Genomic DNA, 20,532 nt, shown 5'->3' with positions numbered 1-20,532 from the left:
CCGAGCACCCCAGATCCGCTAAACTGCCCACCGTGCAGGAGCTGTTCAAACAGTGGAGCTTTTATCTGGCTTCCGGAGTGGAGGGCGCGGCGGGGCTGATTATCGCGCTGGCCGCCCTGCAAGCCACCTGGTGGGCGCTCAGCGTCTTCTTCGCGCGCCCGGCGGCCCCTGACGAGGCCAAGGAGAATGTGCGGCTGCAACTGGCCCGCTGGCTGGCGGTGGCGCTGGAATTCGAGCTGGCCGCCGATATCCTGCGAACCGCCATCGCGCCGAGCTGGGACGAGATCGGCAAGCTGGCTGCCATCGCCGCGCTGCGGACCCTGCTCAACTACTTCTTGCAGCAGGAAATCGACTCTCAAGCCAGGCGCAGCTGCCCGGCCGCCCCGCCCGCTTTGAGCGGCCCATGAACGCCTGGACGGCCCCCGCCGCTCTGGTTATCGGGGCCGTGGGCAGCCTGGTCCTGGTGGGCTATGTCCTGGCCGCGCTGTGGACCCTGCTGCGCGGCCGGAACGAAGCCAACACCGTGAAAGCCCGCCTGACCATCGCCGACGGCGCGCTGACGGCCCTCAATTTCGAGGTGGCCGCCACCCTGCTCAAGACCCTCGATTTGCAGATCTGGCACCAGATCGCCTTATTCGTGGCCCTGTTCGCTCTGCGAACGTTGCTGAAGCGTTTTTTCACCTGGGAGCGCCGCCAAATTGCGGCCCCGCCGTCCCTGGCGGCCCCCGCCTGATGCTGCCCATCCTGACCGCCCCCACCGCCGCCGGGAAAACCGCGCTGGCCCTGCGGCTGGCCCGGCAATTCCCGCTCGAGATCGTTGCCGCCGACGCCTTCACGGTCTATAAGGGGCTGGACATCGGCACCGCCAAGCCCACGCCCGCCGAGCGGCGAGAGGTGTCCCATCACCTGCTCGACGTGGTGGACGTGACCGACCCGTTCGACGTGGCCCAGTGGCTCAAGCTGGCCGAGCAGGCCGCCGCCGACATCCTGGGCCGGGGCAGGGTGCCGCTGATCGTAGGCGGCAGCGGCTTTTACCTCAAGGCCCTGGTGCGCGGCCTGCCGCTGACCCCGCCGAGCGATCCCCAGGCCCGAGCCGGGGTCGAAGCTGAGCTGGCAGAACGCGGTCTCGATGCCCTGATTGCCGAGATCGCCGCCCGCAATCCGCCGGAGGCCGCCCGGATGGAGCGCAACCCGCGCCGCGTCGTCCGGGCGCTGGAAATCTTTCGCCGCACCGGCCGCTTTCCCGGCGAATTCGGCCACAGCGCGCCCGCCCACTGCTACCAGGTGCTTGCCTTCAGCCAGCCGGATCTGGAAGCCCGCATTCGGCAGCGTGTCCACGCCATGCTCGGCGCGGGCTGGCCTGAAGAAGCTGCCTGGCTGGCCGAACAGGTCGCGCCGGACCAGGCTGCGACGGTGTGGCAGGCGCTCGGCTACAGGGAAGCCCTGGCCGTCGCCCGTCAGCAGCTCGGCCCCCAGCAGGCTGCCGAACAGATCGTCCTCCAGACCCGCCAGTACGCCAAACGTCAGCTCACCTGGGCCAGAACCCAGCTCGGCGCGGCGGTTCAGACGGAGCGGGAAGTCGAAACCGCGCTCCAGGCCTTTCTGTCACTCGTAAGGTAAATCGCTCCGCGCCCTGAGTCCGCCCCCTAGACTGCTTGCTCATGAGTCTGCCTTCCAGCCGGGACGTGCTGCGTCTGCCCGAATTCCGCGCCATGCTGCTGGCCGCCGTGTGCAGCACCCTGGCCAGCCGTGCCGTGGCCCTGACGGTGGCCTACCAGCTCTACCAGATCACCAAGAATCCCCTGACGCTGGGCATTCTCGGCCTGGTGGAGGCCATTCCCGCGCTGAGCCTGGCGCTGTTCGGCGGCGTGGTGGCCGACCGCAATGACCGCCGCCGCATCCTGCTGATGACCATCTCGGTGGAGGTGATCTGCGCTCTGGGCTTTACCCTCTACGCGCCGCACGCCGCCTCGGTCGGCATCTGGCCGATCCTGGCGCTGATCTTCACCCTCGGCGTGGCGCGCGGCTTTTCCGACCCGGCGCTGCCCGCCTTCCAGGCCCAGGTGGTGCCGCGCGAACTGCTGCTGCGGGCCTCGGCCTGGCGCTCCAGCGCGGGGCAGGCGGCCTCCATCTTCGGCCCGGCGCTCGGCGGCGTGCTCTACGCCTCGGTGGGTGCGCGCGGCTCGTACGTCTTCGCCTTTGTCCTGCTGCTCCTCTCGCTCGGCTGCGTCGTCTTCGTCAAGCCCAAGCCCATTCCCGCCTTCAAGGCCGGGGAGCCGTTCGTCCAGAGCATCAAAGAAGGACTGGCCTTCGTCTTGCAGCGGCAGGTGCTGGTGGGCAGCATGGCGCTCGATTTGTTCAGTGTGCTGTTCGGCGGCGCGGTGGCCCTGCTGCCGATCTTTGCCTCGGACATCCTCAAGGTGGGGCCGACGGGCCTGGGCGTGCTGGTCTCGGCCCCCAGTATCGGGGCGCTGGCCGTCATGCTCTACGCCACCCGCCGTCCGCCGGGCAGGAACGCGGGCCGCACCCTGCTGATCTCTATCGCGGGCTTCGGTGTCAGTATCATCGTGTTCGGTTTGTCGCACAATTTTTACCTGAGTGTGGCCGCCCTGGTCGCCACCGGCCTCTTTGACGGCGTGAGCATGGTCATCCGCAGCGCCACCTTGCAGCTCAAGGCCCCCGATCACATGCGCGGGCGGGTCAATGCCGTCAGCGGCATGTTCATCGGGGCGAGCAACGAGCTGGGGGCCTTCGAGAGCGGCGTGTCGGCCAAACTGCTTGGCACGGCCCGCAGCGTCTGGCTCGGCGGCATCGTGACCCTGATCGTGGTGGGCGTCACCGCTTACCTTGCGCCCGAACTGCGCGCCATGAACCTGACCGACATCGCCGAGGATCATCCGGCCGAGGACCGAGAACCGGAAGTTGAAACGCATGCCAGCGCCTACACTGAGGCGTAATGGCCCCCGCCGCTCCGGCCCCGTTTAACCCGGCCCAGCGCTGGACGCTGATCGCCACCGTGCTGGGGTCGAGCATGGCCTTCATCGACGGCTCGGTGGTCAATGTGGCGCTCAACGCCCTGCAAAAGGATTTCGGGGCCGATCTGACGGCGGCGCAGTGGGTGGTCAACGCCTACACCCTGATGCTGGCCGCCCTGATCCTGACCGGCGGGGCGCTGGGTGATGTCTACGGGCGCAAGCGGCTGTTTGGCCTGGGCGTGCTGATTTTCGCGGCGGCCTCACTGGGCTGCGGCCTCGCGCCGAACCTGCCACTGCTGATCGCCGCCCGCATCCTTCAGGGCATCGGCGGGGCGCTGCTGATTCCCGGCAGTCTGGCGCTGATCAACACCGTCTTTCCCGGCTCTTCGCGTGGTCGGGCCATCGGGCTGTGGTCGTCCACCACCAGTCTGGTGACCATCTTCGGCCCGGCGCTGGGCGGCGTGCTGGTCGACACGGCGTCCTGGCGCGTCGTCTTTCTGATCGGTGCTGGTGCTGCTGAGTCTGCGGGCGGTGCCCGACACCGTGCCCGACTCCCACTCCCGCGCCCGGCCCGATTTGCCCGGCTCGGCGCTGGCGGTGCTGGGTCTGGGTGGGCTGACCTACGGCCTGATCAGCGCCGGAGAAAGTGGACTCACCGGCCCGCCGCTGCTGATTGCCCTGGGCGGCGCGGCAGTACTGGCGCTGTTTGTCCTCTGGGAAGCCCGCGCCAGGGCACCGATGCTGCCGCTCAGTCTCTTTCGCTCCGCCGCCTTTTCTGGCACCAACCTGCTGACATTTCTGCTCTACGGCGCGCTCGGCGCGGCGCTGTTTTTTTTGCTGCTCAACCTGATCGGGGTGCAGGGCTACAGCGCCGCCCTCGCGGGGACGACCTTCCTGCCACTCTCGCTGCTGCTGGCCGGGCTGTCCGGCTATTTTGGCAGTCTGGCCGACCGGATCGGCCCCCGCTGGCTGCTCACGGCGGGCCCGGTGCTGGCGGGCCTCGGCTTCGCTCTGCTCGGCGGCCTCGGCGTGGGCGGCAGTTACTGGACCAGGGTGCTGCCGTTCAGGCTGGTCATCGGCCTGGGCATGGCGGTCACGGTGGCCCCGCTGACCTCGGCGGTCATGGGATCGGTAGGCGACGGGTATTCCGGCACCGCTTCAGGCGTCAACAATGCCGTGTCGCGCGCCGACGGACTGATCGCGCTGGCGGTCTTCACCTTAGTCATGCTCAGCCACTTCCGGGGGGCGCTGGGCACCTTCCTGCAAGCTGCCGACCTGCCCGAATCGGCCCGCCAGAGCATGACCAGGCAGAGCGGCCGCCTTGCCCAGGTGCCGGTTCCCACGAATCTCAGCACCGTGCAGACGGCTGCCGCCGCGCTGGCGGTCAAGCAGGCTTTCGCCGACAGCTTCCGGCTGGTGTGCTGGGGATCGGGCCTGCTGGCCGTGGCGGGCGGCGTGGTGGGGTTCTGGAGCTTGAGAAAGGCCGCCGAGAGCGGCACTTGCGAGCGACGCGAACTACCCCGGCTGCCCGTTTACTACCCGCGCCGCCAGCCGTGTTGTCAGAAACTCCTTGACGCTCTGCGCCGCCCGCGCGTTCATGCCCGGCACACGGGCGATCTCGTCCACGCTGGCGGCCCCCAGATCTTCCAGGCTGGAAAAGTGTTCGAGCAGCGCGTACTGGCGCTTCTCGCCGATGCCCGGCAGGTCGTCGAAGACACTCCGGAGCATGTCCTGGCCGCGCAATTTGCGGTGGTAGGTGATGGCGTAGTTGTGCACCTCGTCGCGCACGCCGATCAGCATCCGCAGGGCCGGGTGGGTGTGCGGCAGCAGCAACTCGCGGTCCACGCCGATTTCTGAGCCGCCGGTCAGCCAGAACTGCGCGCCGTAGCGTCCCGGCAAGATGATGCGCTCCTCGCGTTTGGCCAGACCCACCACCGGCACATTCACCCCGACTTCCTTGAGGGCGTCGAGCGCCGCATTGACCTGCCCGCGCCCGCCGTCGATGACGATCAGGTCCGGCAGCGGCAACTTGTCGGCCAGGCTCCCCGAAAACCGCCGGGTCACGGTCTGGCGCATGGAGGTGTAGTCGTCGGGATGGTCCAGGCCCTTGACCTTGAAACGTCGGTGCTCGCCGCGCCGTGACCTGCCGCCCTCGAACACGACCATGCCCGAGACGATATTGGTGCCGAACAGGTTGGAATTGTCGTAGCCCTCGATGCGCCAGGGCCGCTCCGGCAGCGCCAGCACCTCGCGCAGGGCGTCCAGGCCCGGATGGTCGCCCCGGCGCTCCAGCAGCGCCAGTTCCGATTCGAGGCCCGTCTCGGCGTTGCGCTGGGCCATCTCGGTGAGTTCGGTCTTGTCGCCGCGCTTGGGCAGGCGCATCTCGATGCGGTGCCCGGCCCGCTCGCTGAGCAGATTCGTCCACAGCGGCGCGTCGGCGTACTCGGCGGGCAGCAGAATCAGGGGCGGCACGTGGGTGGCCTGCGCGTAGTAGTCCTGCACGAAGGCCCCAAGAATCTCACCTCCCCCCGCCTCGTCGGCCCCGGTCAGGAAGCGTTTGTCGCGCCCCACCACCCGCCCGCTGCGCATCCGGAAGAGCTGAACCATGGCGAACTCCCCGGCCTGTGCGTAGCCCAGAAAGTCCAGATCGTCGCTGCCGGTCTGCATGGCGGCCTGCTCGGTGCCGAACAGCTTCTCCACCGCTTGCAGGCGGTCACGCAGCCTGCCTGCCTGCTCGAAATCCTGCCCCTGGGCCGACGCTTTCATGTCGAACTTGAGCTGCGCCACCACCCCCGCCGCCCGGCCTTCCAGCAGCGCCTTCACGTCGTCGACCACCCGCCCGTACTCGCCGGGATCGGCCCGGTCCACGCACGGCCCCAGGCAGCGGTTCATGTGGTAGTTCAGGCAGGGGCGCGGCTTTTTCTGCATCGGCAGCCCGGAATTCTTGCGCAGCGGAAACATGGTGTCGATCAGGTGCTTGACCCGCCGCACGGCGGAGGCGTCCGGGTACGGTCCGTAATAACTGGCCCCGTCCTTGATGACCCGCCGGGTGACGACCAGCATCGGAAAGGCCTCATGCGTCAGCTTCAAAAAGGGGTAATGCTTGTCGTCTTTCAGCAAAACGTTGTAGTGCGGGCGGTGCTGCTTGATCAGGTTGGCTTCCAGCACCAGCGCTTCCACTTCGTTGCGTGCCGAGATCCATTCGAGTTCCAGCGCCTCGCGGGTAAACCGCCCGCTCTTGCCGCCCGCCTTGAAGTGCTGCCCCACCCGGCTGCGAATGTTGTTGGCCTTACCGATATAGATCGGCGTGCCGCCCTTGCCGCGAAAAATGTAGACGCCGGGGGTGGTCGGCAGCACTGGCAGATCGTCAACGTGCATTGCCTCAGTCTAGGCCGGGAAGGGCCGGGACGACTCCCGCCAGCCTTACCAAAGCCCAAAGAATATATATAATTTAACGCAACCGCCATCCATTCCAATTCTTTCCACACCCCCGCCGCCTAGACTCCCGACATGACCACCACCCCACCCGCCCGCCACGACGTACCGACCGAGCAGACCTGGGACATCGGGGCCCTCTACGCCACGCCGCAAGCCTGGGAAGTCGAGGCCGCTGCGCTCGCTGCCGACATTCCGTTGCTCGGCCAGTTCGCCGGAACGCTCGGCCAGTCGCCTGAAGCGCTCGCCAGCTACCTCACCGCCTACGAGGCCCTGCGGATGCGCCTGAGCCGCCTGATGTCGTATGCCAGCATGAGTGCCAGCGTGGACGGCAAGGACACCCAGGCCGCCGCCCGCCGCGACCAGGCGGCCTCGCTCGGCAGTGTGTTTGCCGCCAGCACCGCCTTCGCCAGACCCGAACTGCTCCTCCTTGACGAGGTCCAGGTGCGCCCCTGGCTGGCCCGGCCCGACCTGGCCGATTTCGCAGTGATGATCGAGCGCGTCTGGCGCGAACGCCCCCACGTTCGCAGCGCCGAGGTGGAGGAACTACTGGGACTGGTGCAGGCCCCCTTTGCCAGCGAGCGCGGCATTCACCCGGCCCTGGTCAACATGGACCTGGACTTCGGGCGCGTCGGCGGCATTCAGATCGGCCAGGGCAACATCGACCGCCTCACCGCCGACCCGGACCGCGAGGTGCGCCGGGAAGCCTGGGAAGCCTACGCTGACGCCCACCTGGCCGCCCAGCACACGATGGCGGCGGCCCTCTCCACCCACGTCCGCCAGAACGTCTTCATGGCCCGCGCCCGCCGCTACCCCGACGCCCTCACGGCGGCCCTGACGCCCGACCACATTCCCACCTCGGTCTTTCACACCCTGATTGACACCTACCTCGCCAACATCCAGATCTGGCACCGCTACTGGGACGTGCGCCGCCGCTGGCTGGGCCTCTCAGAGTTGCGCGAGTACGACGTGAAAGCCCCGCTGGTGAGCGCCCCGGAGATGTCCTACCCCGAAGCGGTGGACGCCATCGTGGACGGTATAGCCCCGCTGGGCGACGCTTACCAGGCCCAGACCCGCGCAGGCCTGACCACCGAGCGCTGGGTGGACTGGGCCAGCAACGCGGGCAAGCGTCAGGGGGCCTACAGTAACGGTGGGGCGCGGGTCAAGCCTTACATCTTCATGAGCTTTCAGGGCGGCCTGGGCAGCATGAGCACCCTGGCGCACGAGATCGGCCACAGCATGCACTCCTGGCTCTCCCAGCAGAAACAGGCCAGCAGCGTGCCGCGCTACACCCTGTTCGCTGCCGAGGTCGCTTCCAACTTCAATCAGGCGATGGTGCGTCACCATTTGTTCGCCCACAACACCGATCCCGATTTTGAGGTCGCCCTGATCGAAGAGGCCGTCTCCAACTTTCACCGCTACTTCTTCATCATGCCGACGCTGGCCCGCTTCGAGCTGGAAATTCACCGCCGGATCGAGGCGGGAGAGAGCCTCAGCGCTCCGGCCCTCAACACGTTGATGGCCGATCTGCTGCAAGACGGCTACGGCGAGGGCGTCAAGGTGGACCGTGAGCGCAGCGGCGTCACCTGGGGAGAGTTCTCCACCCACCTCTACAGCAATTTCTACGCTTACCAGTACGCCACCGGCATCAGCGCCGCCCACCAGCTCAGGGCCGGATTCGGCGCCGATCCCGACGCGGCCCGCACGACATACCTGCACTTCCTGTCCGAGGGCGGCAGGCTCGACCCGCTGGACGCCCTGAAGGCGGCGGGCGTGGACCTGACGACCTCGCAACCGGTGGAGGAGACCTTCAAGGTGCTCGCCGGGTATGTGGACCGGCTGGAGGAACTGCTCGCCCAGCGAGACACAGCGGCCCAGACAACCTGATCAGGCGTTCTACGGTTTGGCTCCAATTCCAATGGAATTCGGAGAGAACACCGAATTTCCTTTCATCTTCGCCAAACCGTACTGGTTGAGACGCAGGCCGTTCAATTCCACCTTACTCGCCTTGTGGGCGCGGCTCCAGCCTATCCACGTACTTCTGGGCTGCCGCGAGGGCCTCCTCCATACTGTCCATCTTGCGTTTGACAATGTGCCGGGACACGTCGCGTCCGTCCACGCTGATCTTCCAGGTCTGCGCCGCCCCGCCCCGCAGTGGCCCGCTGGAAAACTGCGGGAGTTGCGGTCGCTCGATCTTGATGCGGTGGTCTTTGTAAAGTTCTTCCATGCCCAGCAGGGTAGCGCCTCTTGTCAAGAAATAAATTTCACGAACAGAAAATCTCGTGAAACCAAGCACTCAGTTAAGATACCGCCTATGACCCGCACCGCCATCCTCGTGCTCAACGCCGGTTCCAGCAGCCTCAAATACCAGCTCCTGTGCGGCATCGAGCGCCTGCTCAGCGGCCTGGTCGAGCGTATCGGCGAACCTGGGGGCGACCCCGACCACGCCAGTGCTTTGAGTCGTGTTCTGGCCGGCCTGCCCCCGGCTGTGACGGTGCAGGCCATCGGCCACCGCGTCGTTCACGGCGGCGAGGCCTTCCGGGCCGCCACCCTGATCACGCCGGAGGTGCTGCAAGCCGTCGCCGCGCTGGCCGACCTCGCGCCGCTGCACAACCCGCCCGCCGTGCAGGGCATCCGGGCCGCCCTGGCCGCCCTGCCGGGCGTGCCGAACGTGGCCGTCTTCGACACCGCCTTCCACGCGACCCTGCCGCCCCATGCCTACCTCTACGCCCTGCCCTACGACCTCTACACCGGGGGCGGGATTCGCCGCTACGGCTTTCACGGCACCTCGCACGCCTACGTCTCGCGCCGGGCGGCGGAACTGCTGGGCGGGGCAGGAGAGCAGGCCGACAAGCTCGTCACCCTGCACCTCGGCAACGGGGCCAGTGCCGCCGCTGTGCTGCGCGGCGTGAGCGTGGACACCAGCATGGGCCTGACCCCCCTGGAGGGCCTGGTCATGGGGACCCGCAGCGGCGACCTCGATCCCGGCGCGGTGCTGCGCCTCGGCGAACTCTACGGTCTGGAGGAAACGTCGCGGCTGCTCAACAAGGAGAGCGGACTCAAGGGGTTGTCGGGCGTCTCAAACGACCTGCGTGACGTGCGTGCTGCGGGTACCGAACGCGCCCGGCTGACTCTCTCGGTCATGACCTACCGCCTGGTCAAGCAGATCGGGGCTTACGCCGCCGCCATGAACGGCCTCGACGCCCTGGTCTTTACCGGCGGCATCGGCGAAAACGATGCTCAATTGCGCGCCGACGTGCTCGGCGGCCTGACCTTTCTCGGCTTTGAACTTGATGCCGCCGCCAACGCCGTGCGCGGCGGAGAGCGGCTCATCACCACGCCGGGCAGCAAGCCTGCCCTGGTCATTCCCACCGATGAGGAAGGCGAGATCGCCCGCCAGGTGCGTGCCGTGCTGGATCTCTGAATGCTGCTGATCCTCCACGCCGCCGTCACCTGGGCACTGGTCGGGCTGATCCTGACCATCCAACTGGTCCATTACCCGCTGTTCGCGCGTGTCGGCCTATCAAGCTGGCCCACCTACGAGCGTGAACACCAGACCCGCATCACTTTCCTGGTTGGCCCGCTGATGCTGGCCGAACTGCTCAGCGCCGCCTGGCTGGCCCTGCGCGTCCCGCCCGCGCTGCCCAGCTGGAGCCTGGGCCTTGGCCTGGCGCTCACGCTGGCCATCTGGATGTCCACCGGCCTGTTCCAGTCGCCGCTGCATGGTCGCCTGTCGGTCGCCTTCGACGCCCGGCTGCACCGGCAACTCGTCGTCGGTAACTGGATTCGCACCCTGGCCTGGCTGCTGCGCGGCGGCCTGTGCGTTTGGTGGCTGGCCCTCTCCCTGAAGTAGACGGCGGGTCTATCTGCATCTTTTAGCAATTAAATTGCGTCTCTACCTTTATATTAACATATCAACGCAACATTCCTCCTCTCCACGTTATACTGCCTGCATGAAGTTGCTCGAAACTCCCCAGCTCACCCCGCCCGCCCCCGACTACTCCGAACACACCCTGCTGACCCCCGGCCCCACCCCGATTCATCCGCGCGCCATGCGGGCACTGACCCGCCCGATGCTCGGCCACATGGACCCCGAGGTCTTCGCGCTCAACCGGGCCGTGCAGGCCGATCTGCGCGAGATGTACGGCACCGGGCCGGAAACCTTTACGGCGCTGCTGGCCGGAACCGGCTCGCTGGGCATGGAGGCGGGGTTCGCCAATCTGGTGGAGAAGGGCGACGACGTGCTGGTGTGCGCCAACGGCTCGTTTGGCCGCCGGATGGCTGAGATGGCCGCCCGCTACGGCGCGAAGGTCCGGCTGGTGACGGCCCCGCTCGGCGAGCCGATCAACCCGGCGGACGTGGCCGACCACCTGGGGAGCGCGCAGATGGTGGCCGTCGTCCACGGTGAGACGAGTACGGGGGTGCTCAACCCGCTGCCGGAAATCGCCGAGATCGTGCGCCGCTCGGGGGCGCTACTCACCGTGGACGCGGTGACGACGGCGGGCATGGAGCCGTTCGACATGAAGGGCTGGGGGGTGGACTACGCCTATACCGGGGCGCAGAAGTGCCTGTCGGCTCCGCCCGGCCTCGCGCCCATCGCCATCAGCGAGCGCGCCTTCGCCCGCTACGCCGCCCGCCGTCACCCCACGCCGCTGTGGTACTGCGATTTCAGTGGTCTGCGCGATTACTGGATAGAGCATACCTACCACCACACCGTCCCGGTCAACCTGCACTTTTCCTTCGCTGAGGCCCTGCGCGCCGCCCTGGAAGAGGGCCTGCCCGAGCGTGCCGCCCGCGTGCGCTGGATGGGCCGGGCCATCACTGCCGCCCTCGCGCCGCTGGGGTTCTCGCCCTACGTCGAGCGCCCCGAGGCCAGACTGCCCACCGTGCTGGCCCTGCGGCTGCCCGACCATTTCGATGACGCGGGCGTGCGCGCCGGGCTGCGGCAGCGCGAGATCAGCGTGACCGGCGGCCTCGGCCCTACGGCGGGCCTGATCTGGCGCTTGGGCCTGATGGGCGAGGCCGCCCGCCCCGCGCCCTACCGCATTCTGATGGTGGCCCTGGAAGACATGCTGGACGCGCCGGGACTGGTGCGGCGGTTCGATGCAGCGCTGGAGAGCGGAGTCTGAGCGGCCCACCCTGAAAGGGCTGCGTGGCGTCAGGGGAGATGTCAGCGACTGCCCCTGACCCGCCGCTGTCTGGGGAGTATCCTGCTTCCCATGCCCGTCACAGGCCGCTACGCCCCCAGCCCCACCGGGGCGATGCACCTCGGCAACGCCCGCACCGCGCTGCTGGCCTGGCTGCACAGCCGCGCCCAGGGCGGTCAGCATGTCCTGAGAATCGAGGACCTCGACACCGCACGGGTCCGTCCCGGCGCGGCCGACCTGATCCGCCGCGACCTGACCTGGCTCGGCCTCGACTGGGACTTTGAATATATACAGTCGGAGCGAAGAGACCTTTACGCTGCTGCTCTCACGCTTCTCCCCACCTACCCCTGCACCTGCACCCGACGCCAGATTGCTGAAGCCATCCACGCCAGCGCAGGCGCGCCGCACGGCCCCGAAGCCGTCTACCCCGGCACCTGCCGTGCTCACCACCCCTCCAATCCTCAGGCCGCTCTCCGCTGGCGCGTGCCTGATGAGACGGTCTGCTTCAACGACGGCTGGACCCAGACGACACTGTGCCAGCACCTGCCGAGCGAGGTGGGCGACTTTGTCCTGCGGCGCGGCGACGGCGTCCACGCCTATCATCTGGCGGTGGCGGTGGACGACGCCGAGATGCGCGTCACCGACGTGGTGCGGGGGGCCGATCTGCTGAGTAGCACGCCGCGCCAGATCGCCCTGCAACGCACCCTGGGCCTGCCGACCCCGCGCTATTTCCACGTACCGCTGATGACCGACTTCAGAGGTGAACGGCTGGCCAAACGCGGCGGCGCGCCCAGCCTCGCGGCGCTGCGCGCGGGTGGTGTCCCTGCTGGCCGCATCCTCAGCGAACTGGCGACCTCGCTGGGCTGGTCGGTGCCCGCCGAAATCAGGGCCCAGGACCTCCTGCCCATCTACGAAAGTCTTCTTCACAAAGTGATAGAATAACTTTTAGACAAGTTGTCTAAGTTTCACATTCAGGACGGCGCTGAGCGGCCTACCCTGGGTCCATGAATCTTCCCACCTATCCGCTGCCGGACGAGCGCGGACGCTACGGTATCTTTGGAGGGCGCTACGTCCCGGAGACCCTGATCCCGGCGCTCGACGAGCTGCGCGACGCCTACGCCCAGGCCAAGATCGATCCCGCTTTTCTGGGCGATTTCGAGCGCTTACTGCGCGACTACGTGGGCCGCCCCAGCCTACTGTATTTCGCCGAGAACCTGACCAAATATGCGGGCGGTGCGAAAATCTACCTCAAGCGCGAGGACCTCAACCACACCGGGGCGCACAAGATCAACAACTGTCTGGGACAGGCGCTGCTGGCTGTCCGCATGGGCAAGAAACGGGTGGTGGCCGAGACCGGGGCCGGGCAGCACGGGGTGGCCAGCGCCACCGCCGCCGCACTGCTGGGTCTGGAGTGCGTCGTCTACATGGGCCGTGAGGACATCCGCCGCCAGGCGCTCAATGTGTTCCGGATGAAGCTGCTCGGTGCGGAGGTCCGCGAGGTCACTTCTGGCAGCGCCACCTTGAAAGACGCCACCAACGAGGCCATCCGCGACTGGGTGACCAATGTGCGCGGCACCTTCTATATCCTCGGCTCGGTGGTGGGGCCGCACCCCTACCCGGCGATGGTGCGCGACTTTCAGAGTGTGATCGGCGAGGAAACCAAATGGCAGCTCGAGGCCCTCGAAGGCCGCCAGGTGCCCGACGTCGTCATCGCCTGCGTGGGCGGCGGCAGCAACGCCATCGGCATCTTCGCGCCGTTCGCTTACCTGCCCGAAGCTGAGCGCCCCCGACTGATCGGCACCGAGGCGGCGGGGCAGGGCGTGGACAGCGGTTTTCACGCCGCCAGCGTGGCCGGGGGCAAGGTCGGGGTGCTGCACGGCTCGATGATGTACCTGCTCAACGACGATGAGGGCCAGATCACCGAGGCCCACTCGATCAGCGCCGGGCTGGACTACCCCGGTATCGGCCCCGAGCACTGCTACTACAGCGATCATCAGGTGGCCGAGTACGTGCCGGTGACCGACGCGCAGGCGCTCGACGCCCTGCAACTGCTGGCCAGGCTGGAGGGCATCATTCCCGCTCTGGAAAGTGCCCACGCCATTCATCAGGCCGTCATCACCGCCCGCGAACTCGGTGAGAGCAAGATCATCGTGGTCAACCTCTCGGGGCGCGGCGACAAGGACGTGGCCGAGGTGGCCCGCCTGCTGACCGGGGGTGAGCACGCATGACCCAGACTGCCCAGATTCCCCCCAGCCGGATCCAGCGCCTTCACGCTGCCTTCGAGACCGCCAAAATGGAGGGCCGCGCCGCCTTCATTCCCTTCATGACGGCGGGCTACCCTGACGCCGGGCGCTTCTTGGACGTGGCCCGGACGCTGCTGGAGCAGGCCGACCTGATGGAAGTCGGGCTGCCGTATTCCGACCCGCTGGGCGACGGCCCCACCATCCAGCGTGCCGGGGAGACGGCCCTGAAGGGCGGCACCAGCACCCGGCGCACCTTCGAGCTGATTAAAGAGCTGCGGGCACATACCGACAAGCCCATCGTGATCATGACCTACATCAATCCGGTCTATGCTGTGGGGCCGAGCGAGTTCATGCGCCTGGCGGTGGAGGCTGGGGTGGACGGGCTGATTCTGCCGGACCTGCCGCCCGACGAGGACATCGGCATCCGCGAACTGGCCGCCGAGGCGGGCCTGGCCCTGACGTTTCTGATCGCGCCCACCAGCACCCCCGAGCGGGTGCGGATCGTGACGGCGGCCTGCACCGGCTTCGTCTATGCGGTGAGTGTGACCGGCGTGACCGGCGCACGCGAGAGCGGCGCACTGAGTGAGGTTCCGGCACTCGTCAAACTCGCCAAAGCGCACACCGCTCTGCCTGTCGCGGTGGGCTTCGGTGTCAAGGACGCCCAGACGGCCCACGCCGTCGCAGTCGACGCCGACGCGGACGGCGTGGTGGTGGGCAGTGCCTTTATCAACGCGGTGGCGGGTGGGGAAGACCTGGGCGCGCTGGCCGCGCAAATCGTGGCGGGCTGCAGAAAAGACGGCTGAGCTTGCCAGCAAAGCGCGGCCCCCGACTGACTCTCGGGGGCCGCGCTTCTGTTCGTTGATTCAGGCAAACTGCGAGAGCCAGCCGCCCAGCACGATCAGTGGCAGCAGGGCGGCGACCAGCCACACGGCGGGAAGACTGTCGGGCTCACTGCGGCTGGCGCAGCGGCGTGCCTGCCGTGGCTGCTCAGGTTGCCCGGAGCGCCGCGAGATCACGCGGCCTTCCCAGCCGGGTGCAGGCTGCCCAGCGCGGCCTTGAGGTGCTTGTACAGCTCACGCTGCAAATCCAGATCGTCCGGCAGTTCGTACTTGAGCTGATCGATGGCCGAGATCAGGTGCGCGCCGCCGGGACTGCGCTCGTGGTCGGGCCTTGCCCACTGCGGCAGCTCGGGCGTATGGACAGGTGCGTGCCGGGCGTCGTCCCAGTCGGCCCAGCTTTTGGGCAAATCGTAGAGGTAGCGTCCGATACCGAACTGCACCGCGCATCTCTTGAGGGCGTCGCTGGCCGCTGCCTTGAAGGTGCCCAGGTCGCCCTCAAGCGCCTCGCCGATGTCTTCACGTACCACGCCCAGCACCGTCAGGCGGCCCTTGACGGTAGGGCGGCCCGCCCCGGTGACGATCTCCATCTCGAAACTCCACCCGTCGGGACAGACGGCGTCGAGCCGGTCCTGCACGGCACGGGCGTCGATGTGGGCCAGCAGCAGGGCGCGGCTGCGGTCACGGGTAAAACTGGCCGGTTTCCAGTTGACTTCCTTTGCGGGAAACGGGGCCTGGAGTCGTTTCTGTACGTCGCTCAGTTTCATGGATTTAGTCTATAACAGAATAGCGTTACGGTCAAGACGTAATATAAGGCTTCCGATTATGCAGGGAAGCGATCCAATACCGCTCACTCCCGCATCGCCAGCGCCACCGCCTCCACCAGCCCGCCCGCGTCCACGTCGCCGACATGGTACTTGCTTGCCGCCCGCGCCTCCTTGTCGGCGTTGCCCATCGACACCGGGTAGCCGACCACCTGCAGGGCGGTCACGTCGTTGTGGCCGTCACCGACCATCATGACCCGGTTCAGCTCGAAGCCGTAGAACCCGGCCACCCGCGTGACCGCGCTGCCCTTGTTCACGCCGTCGCGGGTCACGCTGACGAAGAGTGTGTCGGGCATCACCGGGCTGCTGGCCGGATGAAGCTGTAAGCCGGTGTGGGCTTCGGCGAGCAATGCTTCCTTCTCGGCGTGTGGAATCAACCACTGGGCACGGACCACCGTACCGCCGAGGCTCAGCAGGTCGCGCGGTTTGAACGGCACGCCCAGCAGATCGGCATGCGCCACCGAAACACGCGAGGTGTCCTCCACGGCGTACTCGCGGTCGGTATACACCTCCAGAATCCGGTTGCTGGCCCGCGCTTTCTCGATCAGTCCGGTGAGGAGGTCGTGCGGCAGTTCCTCGCTGCGCGACTCTCCGGTGTCCACCTTGACGATGCTCGCGCCGTTCTGAAAGATGTGCCAGCCGTCCGGGTCGAGCCGCCGGGCGTAGTCCAGCGCCCGGCCCACGGCAGGGCGACCCGAACACAGCACTATCCTGATTCCCGCTGTCCTGGCCTGCGCCAGCGCTTCCCAGACTTCCGGGAGGACCACGTTCCCGGTGCCCACCAACGTGCCGTCCACATCCACACAGATCATGCTCAACATGGCGAGCAGTCTAGCCGCTGAGCCTCCTGCCGCTGGGTAAGCCGTCTATGCCACCGGGTTTCACAAGCGAAAATGCTCGGTATTTCATTCACGAGTCCATTCCAAAAAAGAGCGCACCAGATCGGCACGCTCCCTTTGACAACACCTGATTACACCAGGGCCCGCGCCATTCCCACCACTGAGGCCACGTCCAGGCTCGCGCCGCCGACCAGCGCACCGTTGATATTCGGCTGGGCGCACAACTCGGCAATATTCTCAGGCTTGACGCTGCCGCCGTAGAGGATGCGCACGCCGTCCGCGTACTCGCGGTAGAGTCCGACCAGCGCGCTCCGGATGGCGTCGGCCATCTCCGAGGCGTCCTGGGCGGTGGCGGTTTTGCCGGTGCCGATGGCCCAGACCGGCTCGTAAGCGATGACGATCTCACCCGCGCCCAGCACTGGCACCTGCGAGAGCGAATCCCGCAACTGATCGAGCGTGAAGGCCACCTGCTCGCCGCGTTCGCGCACGTCGAGTGCCTCGCCCACGCAGATGATCGGAATCAGCCCGCCCGCGATGGCCGAGGCTGCCTTGGCCGCCACGATCTGGCTGCTCTCAGCGTGGTAAGCCCGGCGCTCCGAGTGCCCGACGACGGCGTAGCTGGCTCCCACGTCCTTGAGCATGGCCGCGCTGATTTCTCCGGTATACGCGCCCGACTCGTGCGGCGAGAGGTCCTGTGCGCCGAGCTTGACCGGACTGTCTTTCAGTTCCCAGCCGAGTCCCTGTAAATCGATCGCCGGGGCCATGATCGCCAGTTCCGCCGAGGTCTGCGGCAAGCCGGCCAGCAGTTCTTTGGCCCAGCTGATCGCCTGTGAGGGCGTCTTGTTCATTTTCCAGTTGAGGGCCAGCAGATTCTGGGGCATGAAGTGCTCCTTTCGATGAGACTGTGGGTGTCAGATGTGGACGCTGAGCAGGACGAAGGCGAACGGGTTGTGTTTGGCTGTAGAAGCTGACGGGCAGCACGACCAGGCCCGTACCCGACCACCCATTCCCCGTAATCCACTTACTGCATCGCTTCGACGCCCGGTAAGGTCTTGCCTTCCAGCAACTCCAGGCTGGCCCCGCCACCGGTGGAGACGTGCGAAACCTTGCTGGCCTGGCCGCTCTTGTTGATGGCGCTCACCGAGTCGCCGCCGCCCACGACGCTGTAGGTGTCCTTGCCCAGCCCAGCCACCGCTGCGGCCACCGCATTGGTGCCGCCCGCGAACTTGGCAAATTCAAACACACCCAGCGGTCCGTTCCAGAACACCGTTTTTGCGCCTTGCAAGGCCGCCGTGTAGGCCTTGACCGTTTCCGGCCCGGCGTCCAGTCCCTGCCAGCCGTCCGGAATCTCGCCGCTGGGGACGATCTGGGTATTGGCGTCCTCGCTGAAGGCGTCAGCAGCAATGACATCCATCGGCAGCATGATCTTCTCGCCGTACTCGGTGAGCAGCCGCCGGGCCAGATCGAGCTGATCGTCCTCGTGGATGCTCTCGCCGATCGTGCCGCCGCGCGACTTGATGAAGGTGTAGGCCATGCCGCCGCCGATCAGCAGCCTGTCCACTTTGGGCAGCAGGTTCTCGATCACCTTGAGCTTGTCGCTGACTTTCGCCCCGCCGATGATGACCACATAAGGATGGGCCGGGTTGTTGATCAGCCTGTCCAGCGCGTCCACCTCGGTCTGGAGCAGCGTTCCGGCGGCGTGCGGCAACCTGCCCGCCACCCCGCTGACCGAGGCGTGGGCGCGGTGGGCGCTGCCGAAGGCGTCCAGCACGAAGGCGTCGCCCAGTTTGGCCAGCTTCTCGATCAGCGCCGGGTCGTTCTTCTCCTCGCCTGGTTCGAAGCGTACGTTCTCCAGCAGGGCCACCTCGCCCGGCTTGAGCTGCTGCACCGCCGTGAGCGTCTCACCACTGCCCGGCAGGCTGCCGATAAACTCGACCGGCTTGCCCAGCGCCCGGCCCAGCGTCTCCACCAGCGGTGCGAGGCTGTACTTGGGATCGGGACCCCCCTTGGGCCGCCCCAAATGGCTGAGGAGCACCAGCGACGCGCCGCCCTGAAGGAGTTTATTCAGGGTCGGCAACGAGGCCTGAATGCGGGTATCATCCTGAATGACCCCGTCTTTGATCGGCACGTTGTAGTCCACCCGGACCAGAACGCGCTTGCCGGAAACGTTTAAAGCATCTAAATTCTGCATGGGTTCTCCTGAAATTAGGGTCTGAGCGCCGAGGGTCCAAGCATTGAGGGCCCGAAGGTCTGAAACGAGCGCCAGCCAGCCCCAGACCTTCAGACCCTCAATGCTTGGAAAAACAGAACGGCTCTTAGACGCCTTTCTCGCTCACGATCTGCACCAGATCGGCGATGCGGTTGGAATAGCCCCACTCGTTGTCGTACCACGAGAAGAACTTGACCAGGCTGCCCATCGCCATGGTCAGGCCGCCGTCGATGATGGCGCTGTGCGGGTCGCCCACGATGTCTTGCAGCACGATGGGGTCCTCGGTATACGAGATGATGCCCTTGTGGCTGCCCTCGGCGGCCTTCCTGAAGACGGCGTTGACCTCGTCCGCCGTGACCTCGCGGCCCAGGATGACCACCACGTCGCTGATGCTGCCCACCGGGGTCGGTACGCGCAGCGAGGTGCCGTCGAACTTGCCCTTGAGCTTGGGGTAGACCTGTGAGACGGCCTTGGCCGCGCCAGTCGAGGTGGGAATGATATTGATGGCGGCGGCACGCGAGCGCCGCAAATCGCTGTGCGGCAGGTCCAGCAACCGCTGGTCGTTGGTGTAGCTGTGGACGGTGGTCATGATGGCCTTCTCGATGCCGAAGGCCTCGTCGAGCAGCTTCATCGGCGCGCCCAGCGAGTTGGTGGTGCATGACGCGTTCGAGAGGATGTGGTGCTGCTTGGGGTCGTAGTCCTGCTCGTTGACCCCGATCACGATGGACAGGTCCTCGTTCTTGGCAGGCGCGGTGATAATGACTTTTTTCGCGCCGCCCGAGAGGTGCTTGCTCGCGCCTTCACGGCTGGTAAAGATGCCGGTGGACTCGATGACGATGTCGGCCCCGAGTTCGCCCCACTTGATGTTGGCCGGGTCGCGCTCGGCCAGTGCCTTGATCGGTGTGCCGTTGACGGTCAGCGAATCGTCGTCGTAGCTGACAGTGCCGTCAAACTTCCCGGCGGTGGAGTCGTACTTGAGCAGGTTGGCCAGCGTCTTGTTGTCGGTCAGGTCGTTGATGGCCACGACCTCGATACCGCGAGCAACCAGAATCCTGAAAACCAGACGGCCAATGCGGCCAAACCCGTTGATGCCTACTTTCATAGTGTCTCCCTGACGGCCCGCTGTGGGCCGGGTGCTGCTCGCCCGCGCCGGAATCCTTGCCCAGCTCGGGCTCACCCACGTTCCAGGCCGCAGTTTAACGCAGCCGCACGGCGCAGCGCCGGGATGATGGCCCAGACAACTGGACAAGTGTACCAGGTACACTTGTCACGTCACTTTTGACGTCACCTGTTCCAGCGCGCGCTAGGTTCCCATCTTGCCGCTGCGAATCACGTCGGCGATGACTGGCGGCAGGTTCCAGGCCATGATGTCGAAGGCCGCCGAGGAGTAGTCGTACGGCACCTTGTGCATGCTGACCTTGGGGCGGCGTCCGGCGCAGTCGACCAGAATCACGTCTGCGCCGGGTTCGTGGTTGAGTGACAGCCCCACCGAGCCGGGGTCGATGAAGGTGGTGTCGCCGACCGTGCGCACGAACGGTACGTGGGTGCCTGCCGAGACGACCACCCGCGAGCTGAGCTGATCGGCGAGGTCCTGCATCTCGTTCTCGGCGGCCATCAGATCGAGCCGGGCCTCGGGGTCGTGCGGCGCGCCGTGAAAGTAGCGGATGCGCCCCACCGGGGTCATGATCCGTCCACCCGGTGGCAGGCGGCGCAGGTATTCGAGCTGCTCCGGTGACAGGACTGTGCGGGTCCATGCGAGCACCTGATCGGCCACGCCACGGCGGGTTTCACGTTCACCGAACTCCATCGAGACGCGCAGATCGCTTGACCCCAGGCCGACTTTCCAGCCTTCCTGCTGAACGAAGTCGATGACTGGCCCCGGACTGGCTCCGTAGCCGACCAGGTCGCCGACCACCACCACCGAGTTGACGATGTGTTCGCTCAGAAAACGCTGCACCGAGGTCAGCGCGTGAATGTTGCCGTGAATGTCACTGATGAAAGCAATTCGCAAGGTGACCCCAGAA

At 66.6% G+C, this 20,532-nt stretch carries 21 protein-coding genes; 12 read left to right on the top strand and 9 right to left on the bottom strand.

Annotated features, from left to right (window positions below; genetic code table 11):
* The first annotated feature begins 32 nt into the window (after positions 1-32).
* The 5 genes from N0D28_RS10025 to N0D28_RS15680 are packed head-to-tail and all read left to right on the top strand — an operon-like array spanning position 33 to position 4,549.
* Entirely contained in the window at positions 33-407 is a 375-nt protein-coding gene (locus tag N0D28_RS10025; RefSeq protein ID WP_260559389.1) for a DUF1622 domain-containing protein, read from the top strand.
* A complete protein-coding gene (locus N0D28_RS10020; protein WP_260559388.1) occupies positions 404-733 on the top strand; it encodes a DUF1622 domain-containing protein in 330 nt (109 codons plus the stop codon). The genes N0D28_RS10025 and N0D28_RS10020 overlap by 4 nt, the downstream gene beginning before the upstream one ends.
* Positions 733-1,620 carry a tRNA (adenosine(37)-N6)-dimethylallyltransferase MiaA gene (gene miaA / locus N0D28_RS10015; RefSeq protein ID WP_260559387.1) on the top strand — a complete coding sequence of 296 codons (888 nt, stop codon included), beginning with the start codon at positions 733-735 and terminating at the stop codon, positions 1,618-1,620. The genes N0D28_RS10020 and miaA overlap by 1 nt, the downstream gene beginning before the upstream one ends.
* 41 nt (positions 1,621-1,661) lie before the next feature.
* Positions 1,662-2,957: an MFS transporter gene (locus N0D28_RS10010; protein ID WP_260559386.1), complete on the top strand. Its 1,296-nt coding sequence runs from the start codon at positions 1,662-1,664 to the stop codon at positions 2,955-2,957.
* Positions 2,957-4,549, top strand: coding sequence for an MFS transporter (locus N0D28_RS15680; RefSeq protein WP_376777670.1), 1,593 nt, complete (start codon positions 2,957-2,959; stop codon positions 4,547-4,549). Before N0D28_RS10010 ends, N0D28_RS15680 begins: the two co-directional genes overlap by 1 nt.
* Here N0D28_RS15680 and uvrC read toward each other — a convergent pair.
* The gene (gene uvrC, locus N0D28_RS09995; protein ID WP_260559384.1) at positions 4,491-6,353 is read right to left on the bottom strand and encodes an excinuclease ABC subunit UvrC; all 1,863 of its coding nucleotides are present in this window, start codon (positions 6,351-6,353) and stop codon (positions 4,491-4,493) included. The genes N0D28_RS15680 and uvrC overlap by 59 nt on opposite strands.
* Positions 6,354-6,485: 132 nt before the next feature.
* Between uvrC and pepF the strand changes: the two genes are divergently transcribed.
* Positions 6,486-8,297 carry an oligoendopeptidase F gene (gene pepF, locus N0D28_RS09990; RefSeq protein WP_260559383.1) on the top strand — a complete coding sequence of 604 codons (1,812 nt, stop codon included), beginning with the start codon at positions 6,486-6,488 and terminating at the stop codon, positions 8,295-8,297.
* Positions 8,298-8,409: 112 nt separating this feature from the next.
* Here the strand turns inward: pepF and N0D28_RS09985 are convergent, their stop codons facing one another.
* Entirely contained in the window at positions 8,410-8,637 is a 228-nt protein-coding gene (locus N0D28_RS09985; protein WP_260559382.1) for a hypothetical protein, read from the bottom strand.
* Positions 8,638-8,724: 87 nt separating this feature from the next.
* Here N0D28_RS09985 and N0D28_RS09980 point away from each other — a divergent pair, with 87 nt between their 5' ends.
* From N0D28_RS09980 to trpA, 6 genes are all read left to right on the top strand, one after another.
* The gene (locus tag N0D28_RS09980; RefSeq protein ID WP_260559381.1) at positions 8,725-9,834 is read left to right on the top strand and encodes an acetate/propionate family kinase; all 1,110 of its coding nucleotides are present in this window, start codon (positions 8,725-8,727) and stop codon (positions 9,832-9,834) included.
* Complete coding sequence (locus N0D28_RS09975) at positions 9,835-10,263, top strand: hypothetical protein (RefSeq protein ID WP_260559380.1); 429 nt, start codon at positions 9,835-9,837, stop codon at positions 10,261-10,263.
* Between the two features lie 100 nt (positions 10,264-10,363).
* Complete coding sequence (locus N0D28_RS09970; RefSeq protein ID WP_260559379.1) at positions 10,364-11,539, top strand: alanine--glyoxylate aminotransferase family protein; 1,176 nt, start codon at positions 10,364-10,366, stop codon at positions 11,537-11,539.
* A 90-nt stretch (positions 11,540-11,629) separates the two neighbouring features.
* Positions 11,630-12,499: a tRNA glutamyl-Q(34) synthetase GluQRS gene (gluQRS, locus tag N0D28_RS09965; RefSeq protein ID WP_260559378.1), complete on the top strand. Its 870-nt coding sequence runs from the start codon at positions 11,630-11,632 to the stop codon at positions 12,497-12,499.
* Positions 12,500-12,561: 62 nt separating this feature from the next.
* The gene (gene trpB, locus N0D28_RS09960) at positions 12,562-13,785 is read left to right on the top strand and encodes a tryptophan synthase subunit beta (protein ID WP_260559377.1); all 1,224 of its coding nucleotides are present in this window, start codon (positions 12,562-12,564) and stop codon (positions 13,783-13,785) included.
* Positions 13,782-14,603 (top strand): tryptophan synthase subunit alpha, encoded by an 822-nt coding sequence (gene trpA / locus N0D28_RS09955; protein WP_260559376.1) that lies wholly within the window; start codon positions 13,782-13,784, stop codon positions 14,601-14,603. Before trpB ends, trpA begins: the two co-directional genes overlap by 4 nt.
* 60 nt (positions 14,604-14,663) lie before the next feature.
* Here trpA and N0D28_RS09950 read toward each other — a convergent pair whose 3' ends face one another.
* The 7 genes from N0D28_RS09950 to N0D28_RS09920 form a co-directional block, all read right to left on the bottom strand.
* Positions 14,664-14,816, bottom strand: coding sequence for a hypothetical protein (locus tag N0D28_RS09950; protein WP_260559375.1), 153 nt, complete (start codon positions 14,814-14,816; stop codon positions 14,664-14,666).
* Positions 14,813-15,403 carry a single-stranded DNA-binding protein DdrA gene (gene ddrA / locus N0D28_RS09945; protein ID WP_260559374.1) on the bottom strand — a complete coding sequence of 197 codons (591 nt, stop codon included), beginning with the start codon at positions 15,401-15,403 and terminating at the stop codon, positions 14,813-14,815. The genes N0D28_RS09950 and ddrA overlap by 4 nt, the downstream gene beginning before the upstream one ends.
* A gap of 83 nt (positions 15,404-15,486) precedes the next feature.
* Positions 15,487-16,281, bottom strand: coding sequence for a Cof-type HAD-IIB family hydrolase (locus N0D28_RS09940; protein WP_260559373.1), 795 nt, complete (start codon positions 16,279-16,281; stop codon positions 15,487-15,489).
* 149 nt (positions 16,282-16,430) lie between these two features.
* Positions 16,431-17,180 carry a triose-phosphate isomerase gene (gene tpiA, locus N0D28_RS09935; protein ID WP_260559372.1) on the bottom strand — a complete coding sequence of 250 codons (750 nt, stop codon included), beginning with the start codon at positions 17,178-17,180 and terminating at the stop codon, positions 16,431-16,433.
* Between the two features lie 140 nt (positions 17,181-17,320).
* Positions 17,321-18,490: a phosphoglycerate kinase gene (locus tag N0D28_RS09930; RefSeq protein ID WP_260559371.1), complete on the bottom strand. Its 1,170-nt coding sequence runs from the start codon at positions 18,488-18,490 to the stop codon at positions 17,321-17,323.
* A gap of 124 nt (positions 18,491-18,614) precedes the next feature.
* On the bottom strand, positions 18,615-19,610 hold the full coding sequence (gene gap / locus N0D28_RS09925; protein ID WP_260559370.1) for a type I glyceraldehyde-3-phosphate dehydrogenase: 996 nt from the start codon (positions 19,608-19,610) through the stop codon (positions 18,615-18,617).
* A gap of 201 nt (positions 19,611-19,811) precedes the next feature.
* Positions 19,812-20,519, bottom strand: coding sequence for a metallophosphoesterase family protein (locus N0D28_RS09920; protein ID WP_260559369.1), 708 nt, complete (start codon positions 20,517-20,519; stop codon positions 19,812-19,814).
* Positions 20,520-20,532 lie beyond the last annotated feature (13 nt).

The sequence above is a fragment of the Deinococcus rubellus genome, assembly GCF_025244745.1.
GTDB lineage: Bacteria > Deinococcota > Deinococci > Deinococcales > Deinococcaceae > Deinococcus > Deinococcus rubellus.
The sequence above is the reverse complement of the archived record's forward strand: the minus strand, read 5'-3'. Positions and strand labels throughout refer to the sequence as shown.

What these genes read in the sequence shown, in the direction of transcription:
- N0D28_RS10020 (WP_260559388.1), top strand. Translation starts at nt 404, where the DNA reads ATGAACGCCTGGACGGCCCCCGCCGCTCTGGTTATCGGGGCCGTGGGC.
- miaA (WP_260559387.1), top strand. Translation starts at nt 733, where the DNA reads ATGCTGCCCATCCTGACCGCCCCCACCGCCGCCGGGAAAACCGCGCTG.
- N0D28_RS10010 (WP_260559386.1), top strand. Translation starts at nt 1,662, where the DNA reads ATGAGTCTGCCTTCCAGCCGGGACGTGCTGCGTCTGCCCGAATTCCGC.
- N0D28_RS15680 (WP_376777670.1), top strand. Translation starts at nt 2,957, where the DNA reads ATGGCCCCCGCCGCTCCGGCCCCGTTTAACCCGGCCCAGCGCTGGACG.
- uvrC (WP_260559384.1), bottom strand. Translation starts at nt 6,353, where the DNA reads ATGCACGTTGACGATCTGCCAGTGCTGCCGACCACCCCCGGCGTCTAC.
- pepF (WP_260559383.1), top strand. Translation starts at nt 6,486, where the DNA reads ATGACCACCACCCCACCCGCCCGCCACGACGTACCGACCGAGCAGACC.
- N0D28_RS09985 (WP_260559382.1), bottom strand. Translation starts at nt 8,637, where the DNA reads ATGGAAGAACTTTACAAAGACCACCGCATCAAGATCGAGCGACCGCAA.
- N0D28_RS09980 (WP_260559381.1), top strand. Translation starts at nt 8,725, where the DNA reads ATGACCCGCACCGCCATCCTCGTGCTCAACGCCGGTTCCAGCAGCCTC.
- N0D28_RS09975 (WP_260559380.1), top strand. Translation starts at nt 9,835, where the DNA reads ATGCTGCTGATCCTCCACGCCGCCGTCACCTGGGCACTGGTCGGGCTG.
- N0D28_RS09970 (WP_260559379.1), top strand. Translation starts at nt 10,364, where the DNA reads ATGAAGTTGCTCGAAACTCCCCAGCTCACCCCGCCCGCCCCCGACTAC.
- gluQRS (WP_260559378.1), top strand. Translation starts at nt 11,630, where the DNA reads ATGCCCGTCACAGGCCGCTACGCCCCCAGCCCCACCGGGGCGATGCAC.
- trpB (WP_260559377.1), top strand. Translation starts at nt 12,562, where the DNA reads ATGAATCTTCCCACCTATCCGCTGCCGGACGAGCGCGGACGCTACGGT.
- trpA (WP_260559376.1), top strand. Translation starts at nt 13,782, where the DNA reads ATGACCCAGACTGCCCAGATTCCCCCCAGCCGGATCCAGCGCCTTCAC.
- ddrA (WP_260559374.1), bottom strand. Translation starts at nt 15,403, where the DNA reads ATGAAACTGAGCGACGTACAGAAACGACTCCAGGCCCCGTTTCCCGCA.
- N0D28_RS09940 (WP_260559373.1), bottom strand. Translation starts at nt 16,281, where the DNA reads ATGTTGAGCATGATCTGTGTGGATGTGGACGGCACGTTGGTGGGCACC.
- tpiA (WP_260559372.1), bottom strand. Translation starts at nt 17,180, where the DNA reads ATGCCCCAGAATCTGCTGGCCCTCAACTGGAAAATGAACAAGACGCCC.
- N0D28_RS09930 (WP_260559371.1), bottom strand. Translation starts at nt 18,490, where the DNA reads ATGCAGAATTTAGATGCTTTAAACGTTTCCGGCAAGCGCGTTCTGGTC.
- gap (WP_260559370.1), bottom strand. Translation starts at nt 19,610, where the DNA reads ATGAAAGTAGGCATCAACGGGTTTGGCCGCATTGGCCGTCTGGTTTTC.